At 55.0% G+C, this 14,779-nt stretch carries 13 protein-coding genes and 1 tRNA gene; 1 reads left to right on the forward strand and 13 read right to left on the reverse strand.

All coding sequences use genetic code 11. The annotated features are described in order from the left end of the window. Positions 1–27: 27 nt before the first annotated feature. Positions 28–438 carry a GNAT family N-acetyltransferase gene (locus FLT43_RS11560; protein ID WP_087444768.1) on the forward strand — a complete coding sequence of 137 codons (411 nt, stop codon included), beginning with the start codon at positions 28–30 and terminating at the stop codon, positions 436–438. Between the two features lie 172 nt (positions 439–610). On the opposite strand, the gene FLT43_RS11565 is transcribed toward FLT43_RS11560, so the two are convergent. From FLT43_RS11565 to FLT43_RS11620, 13 genes are all read right to left on the reverse strand, one after another. Continuing rightward, positions 611–1,483 (reverse strand): alpha/beta hydrolase, encoded by an 873-nt coding sequence (locus FLT43_RS11565; protein ID WP_087444767.1) that lies wholly within the window; start codon positions 1,481–1,483, stop codon positions 611–613. Between the two features lie 34 nt (positions 1,484–1,517). Continuing rightward, on the reverse strand, positions 1,518–2,549 hold the full coding sequence (locus FLT43_RS11570) for a FecCD family ABC transporter permease (protein WP_087444766.1): 1,032 nt from the start codon (positions 2,547–2,549) through the stop codon (positions 1,518–1,520). After that, on the reverse strand, positions 2,542–3,549 hold the full coding sequence (locus tag FLT43_RS11575; protein ID WP_087444765.1) for a FecCD family ABC transporter permease: 1,008 nt from the start codon (positions 3,547–3,549) through the stop codon (positions 2,542–2,544). The genes FLT43_RS11570 and FLT43_RS11575 overlap by 8 nt, the downstream gene beginning before the upstream one ends. A gap of 10 nt (positions 3,550–3,559) precedes the next feature. Beyond that, positions 3,560–4,567 (reverse strand): ABC transporter substrate-binding protein, encoded by a 1,008-nt coding sequence (locus FLT43_RS11580; protein ID WP_164776155.1) that lies wholly within the window; start codon positions 4,565–4,567, stop codon positions 3,560–3,562. A 143-nt stretch (positions 4,568–4,710) separates the two neighbouring features. Continuing rightward, complete coding sequence (locus FLT43_RS11585; protein ID WP_244194369.1) at positions 4,711–6,327, reverse strand: AraC family transcriptional regulator; 1,617 nt, start codon at positions 6,325–6,327, stop codon at positions 4,711–4,713. Positions 6,328–7,768: 1,441 nt separating this feature from the next. Next, positions 7,769–7,909, reverse strand: coding sequence for a hypothetical protein (locus FLT43_RS29700; RefSeq protein ID WP_167386831.1), 141 nt, complete (start codon positions 7,907–7,909; stop codon positions 7,769–7,771). Positions 7,910–8,159: 250 nt separating this feature from the next. After that, positions 8,160–8,245: transfer RNA gene (locus FLT43_RS11590), tRNA-Leu, on the reverse strand. A gap of 90 nt (positions 8,246–8,335) precedes the next feature. Continuing rightward, positions 8,336–8,935, reverse strand: coding sequence for a response regulator transcription factor (locus FLT43_RS11595; protein ID WP_087444760.1), 600 nt, complete (start codon positions 8,933–8,935; stop codon positions 8,336–8,338). An 11-nt stretch (positions 8,936–8,946) separates the two neighbouring features. Then, the gene (locus FLT43_RS11600) at positions 8,947–10,068 is read right to left on the reverse strand and encodes a sensor histidine kinase (protein ID WP_087444759.1); all 1,122 of its coding nucleotides are present in this window, start codon (positions 10,066–10,068) and stop codon (positions 8,947–8,949) included. Positions 10,069–10,125: 57 nt separating this feature from the next. After that, on the reverse strand, positions 10,126–11,181 hold the full coding sequence (desA, locus tag FLT43_RS11605) for a Delta(5) desaturase DesA (protein ID WP_087445398.1): 1,056 nt from the start codon (positions 11,179–11,181) through the stop codon (positions 10,126–10,128). Between the two features lie 227 nt (positions 11,182–11,408). Further along, the gene (locus tag FLT43_RS11610) at positions 11,409–12,779 is read right to left on the reverse strand and encodes an MATE family efflux transporter (protein ID WP_087444758.1); all 1,371 of its coding nucleotides are present in this window, start codon (positions 12,777–12,779) and stop codon (positions 11,409–11,411) included. After that, the gene (locus FLT43_RS11615; RefSeq protein WP_087444757.1) at positions 12,763–13,671 is read right to left on the reverse strand and encodes a metallophosphoesterase family protein; all 909 of its coding nucleotides are present in this window, start codon (positions 13,669–13,671) and stop codon (positions 12,763–12,765) included. Before FLT43_RS11615 ends, FLT43_RS11610 begins: the two co-directional genes overlap by 17 nt. After that, entirely contained in the window at positions 13,668–14,570 is a 903-nt protein-coding gene (locus FLT43_RS11620; protein WP_087444756.1) for a CehA/McbA family metallohydrolase, read from the reverse strand. Before FLT43_RS11620 ends, FLT43_RS11615 begins: the two co-directional genes overlap by 4 nt. Positions 14,571–14,779: the final 209 nt, after the last annotated feature.

Below are 14,779 nucleotides of genomic sequence, written 5' to 3' on the forward strand. Positions count from 1 at the left end.
GCAGCTCAGGGGAAATGGAGGGTATCTATGAATTCCAATGTACTTATTTTGCATGAGGCTCCCAGCCCGGAAGAGTATGTTGCCATTCGAAAAGCGGCCGGGCTGAGTCCCAAAAGCTTGGAGGGAGCCGCCGTCGGCCTGCGGAATTCCCTCTTCACCGTAGCGCTGAGGCAGGATGGCAAGCTGATTGGCATTGGCAGAATCATTGGAGATGGAGGCTGCTTTTTTGAAGTGGTCGATATTTGCGTGATGCCTTCCCATCAGGGACAAGGGTGGGGGAAAACGATTATGACGGAGATTTCCCGTTACCTGGACGAGAACGCGCCCAAGCAATCGTATGTCAGCTTAATTGCGGATCTGCCCGCCGATCAATTGTATGCGCAGTTCGGCTTCCATTACACTTACCCCCACTCCGTAGGAATGTATAAACGATACTAGGCGCAAGGAGAGAAGCCGAACTATTGCGAAGCGGTGGAGCCCTTAAGCGGCCGCAGGACCTCACAGCAGCAAGCCCCCAAAGCCGAAGACGGCATAGGGGGCTTCGTTGCGTCCGCGGATAGGGCCGGCCTTCACTCAGGTAGCGAACCCGCTCGGCCCTCCCGCCCATCATTCAGTCCGACTTGCTCGGGCTCGTTAACGCATAGCGGGCCGCATGGCTCATCAAGACAGGAAGCAGTGAGATATGGCCTTCGCCCGCGAACTCATAGAACGCGGTCCGCACCCCGGACGGCGAGACGGCAGCCAGCCTTTCGGCCAGTTCTCTCGCATTCTCAGTCATGCGGCTGGAATGGCCTTGTTCCCGTTCTCCTACCGCAATCATGACGTGAATATCGGCATGTTCCTGCTGCATGCGAGCCAGGAAACGCGCTCCTGCTTCGCGGATGAACGGCCTGTTCCAATGAATGGACGGGCTGCCCGCGATATAGGTCCGGAACGCCTCGGGGCGGGTGAACAGCATCTGCAGCACGCACAGGCCGCCCAGCGAATGGCCGATAATCGCCTGTCTGCTCCGATCGATGGGTAACTTACGCTCGATGGCCGGCTTCAGCTCTTCTTCAATGAAGCGGCTGAATGCTTCGGCCCCGCCCATTTCCGGCCACGTGTCTCCGCGCGGATGAGGCGGCAGCTCTTCGGCCGGAACCGGCAGCGTAAAATCATAGAACCGCGCCGGATCGAACGGGGCATCGGTCGGATAGCCGATGCCGACGACGACGGCCGGATCGACGCCCGTCTTCACTCTGGCGCGGGACTGGGCGCGAACCGTCTCGACTAACGTGCCGAACGTCGAATTCGCGTCCAGCACGTAGATGACCGGATGGCCGGCAGGCGGCGCCGCTTCGACCGGCACGGCCACAAAAATCCGGTACGGCCGGCCGCTGCCTTGGGAACAGATATCCCATTGCTCTGAACGCGGCACGGTGACTTCACGGCCCGCTTGATCCGGGAGCAGCGGTTCAAGCGGAGCCATATGGCTATTAGACATTCATGTCCACTCCTATCTCGTCCTAAATAACTGTCTAGCCTCGCTTTTTTCTTCCCCGGTACAGCAGAATCATGAAATAGGGAACGCCGATGATAGCCGTTACGATGCCTGCCGGCAATTCCGCCGGGGCGAACACGGTGCGTCCGATGTAGTCAGATACGAGCACCAGCAGCGCGCCGACGATTCCGCATACCGGGAGTATGCGGCGATGCGCGGTTCCGACGAGCCGCCTTGCGATATGCGGGGCCATCAGCCCGATAAATCCGATGCCACCGGATACCGATACGCAGGCGCTTACGATGCCGATACTGCACAATAAGAGCACGGCCTTCTCTTTTTCTGAGGAGACGCCCACGCTAATGACACTTTCCTCCCGCAATTGAAAAATATCCATAATGTATGACTTGCGAATAATGGCCGGAAGCAACAGCACAAGCCAAGGAATAATGGAAACGATGTATTTCCAGTTCGCATTGTAAATGCTGCCGGAGCTCCATACCGCGGCCATTTCGAAATCATTCGGGTTCATCTTCAGCGTCAAAAATAGCGATACCGCGCTTAGGCCCGATCCGGCGGCAATCCCCGTAAGCAGCAGCCGCTGCGGCTCCAGCCTGCCATCCTTCCAGGCGAACAGGTAGATGAGGGCAGCCGCAAGAAGTCCGCCCAGCAAGCCGAACAGCGGCATCGCCATAATCGACAGCAGCCCGGTCCCCTTGATCTGACCTTGGAAAAAGAACATAAAAATAACCATCGCCGCGCCGGCTCCCGCATTGATCCCGAGAATGCCCGGATCCGCCAGTCCGTTGCGCGTAATGCTCTGAATGACCGCACCGGCGATGCCAAGTCCCATCCCGACTAGAATGGCAATGACGATCCGCGGCAGGCGGAACTCGAAAATAACGAGATCATAGTCGTCTTGCGGCTGAATGCGCAGCAATGTATCGATAACATCCTTCACGCTCATATCAAATATGCCGTTGGTCAAGCTGACATAGGTGACGATCAAAATCAGGGCGGCTCCGGCAAGCAGCACGGCCGCAAAGCGGGCGCCCGAAATGTTATTCATGCTTCGCGCCTCCTCTCGTCCGCACGAGATAGAGGAAGAACGGAACGCCAAGCAGCGAGGTGATGACGCCAATCGGCATCTCGAACGGATAATTCACGTATCGGCTGAGCAAGTCGCAGAGCGCAAGGAACAGGGCGCCGAGCACCCCCGAGCACGGGATGATCCATTTATAGTCGAGCCCGACGAGCATCCGGACGATATGCGGAATAATGAGACCGACGAACCCGATTTTTCCAGCGATCGCGGCCGAGATCCCGGTCAGCAGGACGACGCTGAAGGTGGCGCCGAATTTGATCCACGCCGTTTTTTGTCCAAGTCCAACCGCTACCTCTTCGCCTAGAGACAGGACCGATATCGATCGGGACAGTCCGACAGCCAACGCGATTCCGACAACCGCGAACGGGATCGCCATCTTGATCAGCTCCGGATCCAGCTGATGAAGCCGGGCGTTGTACCAGAAGCTGATATTTTGCGAGATCTGAAAATAGGATGCCATCGCTGCCGAAATACTGCTTAGAAACGTACCGATAATCGTGCCCAAAATGGCCAATCTCACTGGAGACAGCCCCCCAGGCAGCAGCGACGCCATGCCGAATACGAGAACGATGCTGAGCGCCGAGCCGATAAAAGAAAACACGATCAATTCGAGCGACGAGGAGCCTGGCAGCCAAATCATGCATACCGTCACAGCAAACACGGAGCCGTCCAGCACCCCCATAATAGAAGGGGATGCAAGATCATTTCTTGTCATCCCCTGCATCAGCGCGCCCGATATAGCAAGGAATGCGCCGATGAGCAAAGCCCCAATCACCCGCGGGAACCGGGAGTGCATAATGATTTGATGATTCACATTTCCCGGATCAAAGTGAAACACCGCTTCATAAATCGTACCGGTATCGATGTTTTTGGCTCCGTATTGAACCGATATTAGAATGAGCAGCACGGCAAGCAGAGGCGAGCCCCACAGGATGATCGCTGTTGCATATGACTTTAGCCGCATAGGAATCGGCTCACTTGGCTTGAACAAGCTTGCTGTTTTTTAGAGCTTCCAGGAAGGCAATTTTGCTGTAAGCCGTGCCTCCCTGAGCGGTCGGGTCGACCAGATTGACGAACAGATTGTCGTTCTTCACGGCATTGATGCTGCCCCATATCGGATTTTTCTGCAGCTCCTCCAACGCCTTCGGATTATCTTTGTTCTCCGCTTCCGCGAACTGAACGAACAGATAGTCCGGATTCATCTGAGACAACTGCTCGATTGTAACCATCTGCTGCGCCTCCGCCTTCTTCACTTCCTCCGGAACGGAGGCTCCCAGATCGGCATAGACGGAAGGATTGAAGAACACATCTTCCGGATAAATGAACAAACTGCCTGCGCGCAGCCGGAGAATCAGCACGTTTTTGTCCTTCAGAACGGGGCCGATTTGCTCTTTCAAGGCTTGGACCTCGTCATTGTAGTTCTGCAATGCCTGCTTCGCCTGCTCCTGCTTGCCGGACAGCTCGGCCAGCAGATTCAGATTATCCTGCCAGTCGGTCGCGATATGCGAGACCGGGATGGTGACGGCAATCTTGCTCAGCTTCTCAATCGCCTCCGCCGGGAACTTGGTGCTTGCCAGAATCACGTCCGGCTTCAGCTTCAAAATCGCTTCCAGATTCGGTTGGGCTTTCTCACCGATCCCTTCCGCTTGGTCCGTAATCTTGGCGAACAACGGCGCGAACTCGCCGCCGGTCGTCATCGCCCCTGCCGGGTGAACATCCAGCACGAGCGCGTCTTCCAGCGATTCCACCGAGCCGGTAATGACCAGCTTGGCCGGTTGCACAGGGACGGTATACTCCTGTCCAAGATATGTAATCGTTCTTGTCTCGCTGGCCGTATTGTCTGTATTTGCAGCCGGAGCGCTCTCCGTCTTCGTCTCCTGCTGCTGCGGAGCCGATGCAGCCGGCTCATCCTTCGATCCGCATGCCGCGATACTGAACATCATAGCTAAAGATAATAGTAGAACCCCTATTTTTTTATTCATGTTCCTGCTCCTTCTCAATGAATAATATATGAGAATTATTATCAATAAAATGATAACGATTCTCAATGAAAATTATATACTTGCTCATCCCCAAGCGAACATGGATAATCTCCGGAATTCACTTGGACAAAATCCAGAACAGGCTATTCTTCCATGCGAAGCTCGCACGCAAGCTGCTTCATTAGGTCGTCGATCATCCGCTCGCAAGCATAGGCCGAGTATTCACGCCACGGATCGGAAGAAATGGGATAGACATGATTGCGGCGCACAGCCTTCATATCGGACCATAATCGGGAAGCCTGGACAGATTGCCACGCTTGCAGCGACTCCGGCTCCTGGCATACATTCAGCAAGATCCGATCAGGCTCCAGACGCGCCAGTTCTTCCAAGCTCATCTCCTGTCTTCCGAGATGCCCTGCCGGATACGGCGCTCTGTTCAACTGCAGCTCATCGTACAGCACCTCGTTCATTCCGCGGCAGGTGCAAGGATAGCAGCAATCTTTGTGGATGCACATAATGAAAAACGCCTCGCCGAACAGCAGCTTCTGCAGACGCTCCCTTGCGGCAGCCGCTTTCTGTTCGTAAGCGGACAACCAGATTTCCGCCTCCGGCTCTGCGCCGATGTAGCGGGCCGTCAATCGGAATTGCTCCCGCCAGTTGTGATCCCGGCCGGATATATACTTTACCTCGGCTGCGCTTTCCAGACAGCTCTTCTCCTCCGGCTGCAAATATTCCGAGTCGCAAATGACGAGCTCCGGCTTGGCGGCATATAACGCTTCGATATTGGTTTTCCAATCCTTATTGTAGCGATAGGCGCTCAGATGATGCGGGATATCAAAGCGGTATTTTTCATAATAATGAGCCGTCCATTTCGGATGAAGCGGCGCGGCATACGGAATTTGCCCAAGTGCAAGCATATGGCCGGCAATCCCCGGCGTATAAGCGACGATTTTGCGCCGCCGCTTTTTCATATAGACGGTCGGAGCGACGCCGATCTGCTGCTTGAACTTGCGGCTGAAATAAAATTCATCGCTGTATCCGACTTGCTGGGCAATATCCCGCAGCCGGGCATCCGCCTGCAGCATCATGCGCTTCGCATGGCGCATTCTCACTTCCGTGATATAGTCGATCGTGCTTTGAGCGTATGTTTTTTTGAAAAGATCGACATAGTATTTCGGACTGATGTCGGCCATCCGCGCCAGCTTTCCAATTGTCAGATTCTCGTGGAAATGATTATCGATGTACGCCTTCGTCCGCTCCAATGCCGCCCGCGGATCGTCCGGCAGCAGGCGAATATTAGCTGCCACCCCGCACAACAGCTCGTGGAAGGCCGCTTGAGCGAGAAGCCGTTCCGTCCTCAGCTCAGAGCGGCTCTTGTCATACAATATTTCAGAGAGCACGACGGTCGGCGCTTCCCGGTGTACAGGCACCTCCCCGCGCAGTGGAAATTCCGCCTCCAGCCCCCCATCGGATTGGATATCGAAGCGAATCACATACGCTTCCGCCTCCTGTCCTTCTTCCGCCGCCAACCCTATCGTCTGTCCGGGCGCGGCCACATGAACGGCTCCCTCGCCCAGCCGATATTCGGCATAATCAATGGCCAAGCGCCCTTCGCCATGCTTGGACAGGACGAGGACATGCGTATTCAGCAGCTGCGGCTCCATACGCCCGAAGCGCGCAATATCAACGCCGCGCAGCTTGAACCAAAATTGCTCCAAGCCGCGGCAAATCTGTTCGGAGTCCATCATTGTCGTTATCAATATTCAAGCACCTCCATTGTGGTTCTCAGTAGTCAAGCACCTCTGTCGTTCAATAGTCAAGCACCTCGGCTGTATGTTAATGTATGATAATGATTATCAGTATCGCTTTATTAAAGTAGCATAGCTCCCGAGCCCGGTCAATGCACAACAAGCACGGAAGGCGCCGCAGGAGCGCCAGGATGGTCATTGTGCCATCGCTGTCCAGCGGGCAGCCGATCGGAACAGTTCGGATTCTCCTAACTCCTGTCCTTACTCAAATCCTGTCCTTATTCAAAGGAGCATAATTCTGTGAATTCGAGAGTATGCAAGAGAAATGCGCTGCATGTAAAGGGAACCTCGGGGAGATGGTTCTTGATTATGCACCTGCGCGTTAGGGAGGGCGTCATGCGCGAATGGCTTGCGCGTAGGGCGAGGGCATCCACATGGGCGGGCGCCATGCGCGTGGGGCGAGCTGTCATGCGCGTGGGCGGGGGCATCCGCGTGGGCGGGGACATGCGCGGGGGCGGGGGTCATGCGCGTGGGGCAAGGGCATCCGCATGGGCGGGCGCCATGCGCGTGGGGCGAGCTGTCATGCGCGTGGGCGGGGGTCATGTGCATAAGGCGAATGGCATGCGAGTGGGGCAAAGGCGAAGCGCAAAGCCTGCAAAAATGGCGTTATTGTTCCACAATTCAGTTGAGGAGCGACTTTCATGCAATACAAATTATTCCGCAATCGTGTGAGAAAGCAAAATTCCTGCAAAACAGCATCAATTATTCCACAATCGTGCCAACCAGCGTAATTCCTGCAAAAACGCATCAATTTCACCCTATTACGGCACATATCCGGTTTACATTCCCAAAAAGATGTATTTTTGCATCAATTCTTACGAAATCCCCTATTTGGGTGAATAAATACTGTAAATTTGCAGGATTTACTCCTTGGCTCACAGTAGTCGTTGCGGGGCGAAGAAATTGCCGGATTCTCATTCCGGCCCCTCCCCCCCTCATTCCGTAGCATCCTCTTCATTCCTCCGCACCCTTCCGCATTCCTCCGTATCACTCCTCACTCCTTGGCACCCTTCCACATCCTTCCGTATCCTTCCACATTCAGCCCTTCCTCAGTTCTCCTGCTTCCTCTTAACCTCTCCCTATTTCTCTTCATCCCTCCCTATTCCTCTTTATTCCTCCCATAACGCTGACTCTCCTCACCCTCGTCCATCGCACAGGCTACTCGCCCCCGCTTACGCGCCAACTAAAAAAGCCGCTCTCCATCCGGAGAACAGCCCTTCTTGCTTGCGATGCGGTTCAATCTTCCTGCCCAACCTTCAGCACTTTTCCGGTCTGAGCATCCACTTCTATACGAACACCTTGTGATCCACCAACAGGATCACTTGAGGATCACTTGAGGATCACTTATGCTCCTACATGGGGAGTTCATGGTCATTTCGCAACCACCTCATAATCACTTCATAAGCACTACATAGTTCTTCTTCCCGGTATCGGACTCCAGAGCAACATGAAGAGCTTCTCCCTTCTCCTGCTGAAGAGCAATCGACTTCGCCTCTTGTCGCTCATCACTCTTGGACCGAATGATTAGCCTCATAGAGGGCATCATGCGCTTGGGACGCCGCAGCGGGCGGCGATGGCCGGCGTGGCCGTCCATCTGCGGGTGAGCATTTGCCAGAGTTAGGACACCAAGCCCCGTTTTTTCACACTTGAGACGATACTATGTCCTGGTCCTGATTATCGTTAATGCTATGTTCTGTACAAGAAGCTGCAATTATTCATCCAAAAAATAGTTCCCAAAACACAAAAAAAGCCTTATCACCAAGGCTTCCTCATTAGCTCTGTTATGGTGCGGTAGAGAGGACTCGAACCTCCACGGGCGTACGCCCACTACCCCCTCAAGATAGCGTGTCTGCCATTCCACCACTACCGCACATTGAATTCCTCAACAAGAGGACAACAACAGTTACTATACCATCATTTGAGCCGGATGTAAAGTGGAATTGTTCTCCATATGAATCCCTTACTTGAACCAGCCCTTCTCCTTGAAGCGCGTAATCGCTTCAATTCGGTTGCTCACATTGAGTTTATCCAGAATAACGGAGATGTAGTTACGGACGGTCCCCGTCGTAATAAATAACTGTTCGGCGATTTGCTTCGTATTTTTACCGTCAGCGATAAGCACCAGCACTTCTTTTTCCCGCTCGGTCAATGGATTCTCTTCGCCATACGCCTCGTCCACCAGCTCCGAGGCATAGATGCGCCGCCCGGCCATAATGATGCGAATCGAGTCCGCCAGCTCTTCACTGGGACTGTCCTTCAACAAATAACCGTGCGCCCCCGCCTTCACCGCCCGTTCGAAATATCCGGCTCTGGCGAATGTGGTCAAAATGATGACCTTGCATCCCCAGCCCTTTATCTCTTCGGCCGCATCCAAGCCGCTCTTCCCTGGCATTTCAATGTCCATGATGCAAATATCCGGCTTATGCTGATGAACTAATTGCACAGCTTCCTCCCCGTTAGAGGCCCGCCCGACGACACTCATATCCTCTTCCAGATCAAGCAGGGACGCGAGTGCGCCCAGCAGCATCCGCTGGTCCTCTGCGATTACGATTCGAATCATAACCCCGCCTCCTATTCTGACTGCTTGCATACGTTCGGCACTGTAATGATGACCGTTGTCCCATGATCAGGCACGATGTCCATACTTCCATTTACGAACTCAAGCCGCTCCTTCATGCCCCGCAGCCCGTTGCCCCGTAACACGGCTGAATCCGCCGCGATGCCGATTCCATTATCCTTCACCTTCACGCGCAGCTCGGTATCCATGGGCTCCATGATGATTGAACAGGCGGAAGCATGGCTGTGCTTAACGATGTTGGTCACTGCTTCCTTCAGGCACATACTGAGCACATTTTCGTTCAACAGGGAGGTGTTGGTTAGCTTCTGTTCGGCTTCCAGGGTGAACTCGATCTCGGCCGCCTTCAAAATCTGCTTGATCCGAAACAGCTCATCCTCTAACCTCGTCCCCCGCATTTGAGTAACCATTTCCCGCACTTCCTTCAAGGCGCTTCTGGCCGTTTGCCGGACATCCTTGAGTTCGAGTTGGGCTTGAGCAGGGTTCTTGCTTATTAATTTATTGGCCAAATCGCTCTTCAAACCGATTAGCGACAGCTTCTGCCCAAGCGTGTCGTGGAGGTCGCGCGCAATCCGTTGGCGTTCTTCCAGCTTGACCAGCTCGGAGATCCGCTTATTCGCATCCTCCAATTGCCCCTCCAGCTTCTCCCGTTTATTGCGGTTATACGTGGTGACGGGAAGGAGAATTACACCGATGAGACTGATAAGCACGAACGGAAGCTGGGAGATCAATACCGGATTTTTCGTGACGAATCCGAAGTTGAGCGTTGCGATCGTACTGACGAGATGAATCGAGTATAGCGTAATAAATCCGATCCGGTGTTGAATATTGCCAATAAAAAACGCCAAGAACAGGGCGAAATAGACATAGCCGAACAGCAAAGTCATCGTAATGGAAATCAATATTTGCAAAGAAGTCCAAAAGTACACTTGCCAACCTTTCACAACAAAAGAAAGCACGTAGCAGACGAAAAACATCAAAATCATGGCGATGCCAATGACGACTTCGTATGTCGAGGAGGAACGAAATATAAAATAAAACGGGAGGATGTAAAAGACGACCCATACATACGGACTAAGACCCGTGCTTTTGTAAAAAATTTGATACCACTTCTGCATGGCCGTCCTCCCTGATGATCGATGTAATTGTATAGTAACACAAACGCCGCTGAACGGTCATTTTCCCTGGATGCTTTGGGTGCTCCTTGGAATGCGATCGGCCGCGCGGTTGGGCTTGCCCAGCACATGCTTCACATCCTTGAACCCAACGAACGTTTTGTTCTGTTCATCCCACAGCCGGAACCGCAGCGACTTCAGGCTGGTCCCGAGCGTAATCGTCGTCGCCATTTGGAGCGGAGGGGTTGCCTCATGTGCCTTCTCCAGATAATAGTTGGGCACCTTGGGACTCAAATGATGGACATGATGGAACCCGATATTTCCGGTTATCCACTGCAACACCTTGGGCAATTTATAATAAGAGCTTCCCTCCACGGCAGCCTTCACATAGCTCCACTCGTCCTCGTGCTCGAAGTAAGAATCCTCGAATTGATGCTGAACATAGAACAACCAGATGCCGAGCATGCCAGATAGGTAAAAAACCGGCCCCTGAACGAGCACAAACGCCTGCCAGCCAATAGCCCAGCACAGAAGCGCATACAGAGCGGCGATGGACACATTGATTACGTAAGTATTGAAGCGCTCCTTCCGTCTCGCCCCTCTGCGGTTAAAGCGGTATGATATCAGGAAAATAAAAATCGGCCCCAGTCCCAGCATAACGAATGGATTGCGGTAGATGCGGTAGGCAATTCGCTTCGAGAGCGGAGCCGCGGCATATTCATCTACGGTGAGCACCCACATGTCCCCGGTTCCCCGCTTGTCTAGATTGCTGCTCGTCGCATGATGGATCGAATGACTGTGCTTCCACTGCTGGTAGGGCACAAGTGTCAGAATCCCCGTAATGGTGCCAAGGATATCATTGGCCCTGCGGCTCTTGAAGAACGATTGATGACAGCAGTCATGGAAAATAATAAACGTACGGATAACAAATCCAGAAGTAATTACGACAAGGGGAAGCGTAAGCCAGTACGAGACGGAAAGGCTTGCGTATGCGGCATACCAGAGCAGCAGTAAAGGCCCCAAAGTGTTAACCAGCTGCCGCATGCTGGACTTCGTATCGTTTTTTTCATACGGAGCGACGCTTTTCTTTAGATGGGCTAGCTTGGAATGAATCATACTCATCTTATGTTTTTCCTCCTAGTATAACGCATGGGGAACGTATCCCTTCATTAGCGGCAGATTCCTATCCTCAGTATAGAAAAGACAACCCGCCGCTTGTAGTCATAAACGTCAACTCGAGAGTATGATAAATGTCATATAAGGAGGATAAATATGTCATCCGCGCTGCTTTTTATCGCCAAAAAAGAGCCATAGGCCCGCCTATGACTCTCTCCTTCTTCCGTTTACCCCGCGGCTTGCTCCTCCACCGCATTGCCCGGAATAATGCTTAGCCGTTCCCAGCCGCGCTTGCTCCATCTGCGCAGCATGACGAGCGCCCTCAGCCACTCATCGATGGCGAAGGCGAGCCAGATTCCCGCCAGCCCCAAGCCGAATACAATCCCGAACAAGCAGGCTAAGGGCACGCTGATTCCCCACATCGAGACGAGACCGATCAGCACCGGGAATTTGACGTCCCCCGCCGCGTTCAAGGAGCTGATAAGCACCATGTTGCAGGCGCGGGCCGGCTCCAGCAGCACCGACAAGAGCATCAGCTGCCGGCCGAGCTGTATAATCTGCGGATCGGAGGTGAAAAGTCCGATCAGCGGCCCGGATACGGCGAACAGGAGAAGGGAGACTCCCAGCGTCACGCCGGCCCCAAGCTTCAGATGGCGGATGCCGGAATGATAGGCTTCCTCCTTGTGCGCCGCCCCGATGAAATGGCCCACGATGATTTGCGTGCCTTGACCGATCGCCATCGAAAAGACAAAGACGAAGGACGTAATGTTCTGCGTATAAATTTTGGTCGTCAATGCCGCCGCCCCCAGTATGGCGACCAAATACGTTATAACCACTTGGGACAAATTATAGGAAACATGCTCCCCTGCGGACGGAATGCCCAGCTTGAAAATAAGGCGAAGATCGGCTCGCCGCATGCGCAGCGGATGCATCAAGCGGACGGGCTGTTCTAGCCGCCGGCTGCATATCGCCCAGTACGCGATCATGGCGGCAGCACGGCTGATCCAGGTCGACACGGCCACGCCCTCCACGCCAAATGAAGGCAGGCCGAACGGCTCCATCAGCGCAAAATAGTTGCCCGCGATATGCAGCACGTTGACGCCGAACGAGATGATCATCATCTCCTTCACCATGCCCCGGCACCGCAGCATCGTTCCGAGCGTCATGCTTAGGGCGATAAGGAAGACCGAGCTGCCGGTGATGGTCAAGTAAGCCCCGCCTTCCGCCAGCAGCTCGGGAGGCAGCTTGAACAAGAGCAGGAAGGCGTCGGCGCAGGTGCATAAAATGACGCTGTACAGGAGGCCGAAGATGAGGTTCACCGTGAGCGCCGTCCTCCCGATGTCCCCCGCCTCCCTCAGCTTGCCCGCGCCAAGCCATTGATTCAGGATGACGCTTGTGCCAACCGTGACGAAGCCGAACATGAGGCCGGCCACCGTCAAGATTTGATTGGCGACGCCCACGGCCGCCACGGCGCCGTCGGAATGGCTGCTGAGCATCATCGTATCGGCCATGCCGAGCAGCATCCCGAACAAGGACTCCATGAAGATGGGCCAGGTCAAGGAGAGAATGCCGATGGGGCGGCTATTCGCGAGACTCATGGCTTACCTTGCTCCCGTCATCCAGCCTGATCCACGTCCGGAAGTGGCTCCGCCCTTCCAGTAGGCGAATAATCCGCGCTCCCCGCTGGAGGCTTCCGTAACCCCCGTACCCGGCTACTCGCCCATACCCGAGGCGAATGCCATGCACGCTGCCTACATAATCATTATCATGATCATGGCCGGCGAAGGCGCCGATCATATTTCCGCTCTCCAGCATCGCGGCGAAGAGCCCGCTGTTCAGGCGGGGGCAGCATTCGTCTTCTTGCCGAATGCCCGCGGCCTGCCCGGATTTCCAGGCCTCCCTGAACTCCGGGAGCGGAATGTGGAAGAAGGCCAGGCTGGGCAATGCGCCATGACGCCGCTGAAACCGGTTCGACTCCCGGCGGTACCAGTTCACTTGATCCGGGCGGATCCAAGCGTAGCCGCCTACGGACGCCGGAGCCATATCGCCGGAGTCGAATAGATACAAGAGAGCGGCTGGCCCCGCCTGGGCGGACGCCTTCACCGCGATGACATAGTTGCCAACCCCGTGGATATCCGCGGGGCCGGCTTCCGCCAACGACATCCGGCAGGACGCAATGCCCTCCAGCAGCTCCTCGCGGGTGGCGCCGCCCTCCGCATCATGATTGCCGAAAATGACGGCGAACGGCACCTCCCTCCGTTCCGCGGCCTCGACAATGCGGCGAAGCGTCGCGACGGGCTCAGCCGTCTCCTTCCCGTACAGCATGTCTCCGGAGTAGACGGCCAGATCGGGCCGCTCCGTCTCGATGATGCGCTCGGTCAAGGCCAAGGTGCGGGCATCCAGCTCCGTCCTGCCGCCTCCAACATGCAGATCGGTGAATTGCACGATCGTGAACGTGCCGTCCGGACGAAATTGCGGCGGTATGCTCATTCCGCTCCTTCCCCCTTGCTCAGGAACAGCGGCTGCGAGAACGCGCCGAAGCCCCCTTCCAAATAAACGGCTAGACGCACATACTGCTCGTTCCCCGTGCACTCGTACACGATTTGCTTAAATCGGCCTGTCTGCTCGTGAAGCACCCGGCCGTCCTTGCCGATAACCGACGCGTACTTGTACATGCCGTCCAGATGGACGTCGGACAATAAGTCGGCGACAATGACTGTCCCTTCGACGCGGATCGAATCGAAGCCGTATCCGGTCGAGACATAGAAGCTGCCTTGCCGGATGGCGCTCAGCACCGCCTCCCGGCTGTTCTCGCGGGCATACACCATATTCCACGCCCGCCGTTCCTGGCCGTACGCGTGGAAGTCGTCATTGCCGAAGCCCCATACTTGGCGTCCGGAGGACAGCAGCGCGTCCCATTTGTCGAAGGCGATGTCATACTGCGGATGTCCGTCGCCATTAATCACCTCAATGCCGGTGTACTCGGGCAGCCGCAGCATATCGCCGAATTTCCAATATTGGGAGAAAAACCGGTTCGGATGAACGAGCACCGAGATGCCGCCATTCTCCAGACAGAGGGACGATAGACGCCCGTAATTCTCGATCGTAAATTCATTCGAATAGTGTTCCATCAGCGTCTCCGGAGGCTGCAACAGCAGCATATGCGCCTGCGGGCTGCTCACCTCGATCGCCTCGAAGAGCGTCGGGATGGGACTGTCCACCGCATGCGGCGTAATCTGATCATGATCCGAGATGCCCAGGAAGTCATAATCATGATACATCCGGTATACCGTCGCCAACGGGTGATGCCCGTCGCTGTTCGTCGTATGGTTGTGGAAGCTTCCCCGCAGCCATACCCCTTCTTGTGCATATGGATTTCGAATATTCATCCAGCCGGCCTCCTGTCTGTCATAAGCATTGCAGCGGGTGAAGCGATGTATTTCTGCCGGCCAGGTGGCATCGCCGCCCTTCGACCATCGGCCTATCAGTCCGCGAGCCTATCGGTCAGCCGTTCCATCGATCCTTCGGTCAGCCGACCCATAGGTCCGCCGGTCCATCGGCCCATCGGTCCATCGGTCATCGATGCATCGTCCCATCG

Source organism: Paenibacillus thiaminolyticus, from assembly GCF_007066085.1.
GTDB classification, from domain to species: domain Bacteria; phylum Bacillota; class Bacilli; order Paenibacillales; family Paenibacillaceae; genus Paenibacillus_B; species Paenibacillus_B thiaminolyticus.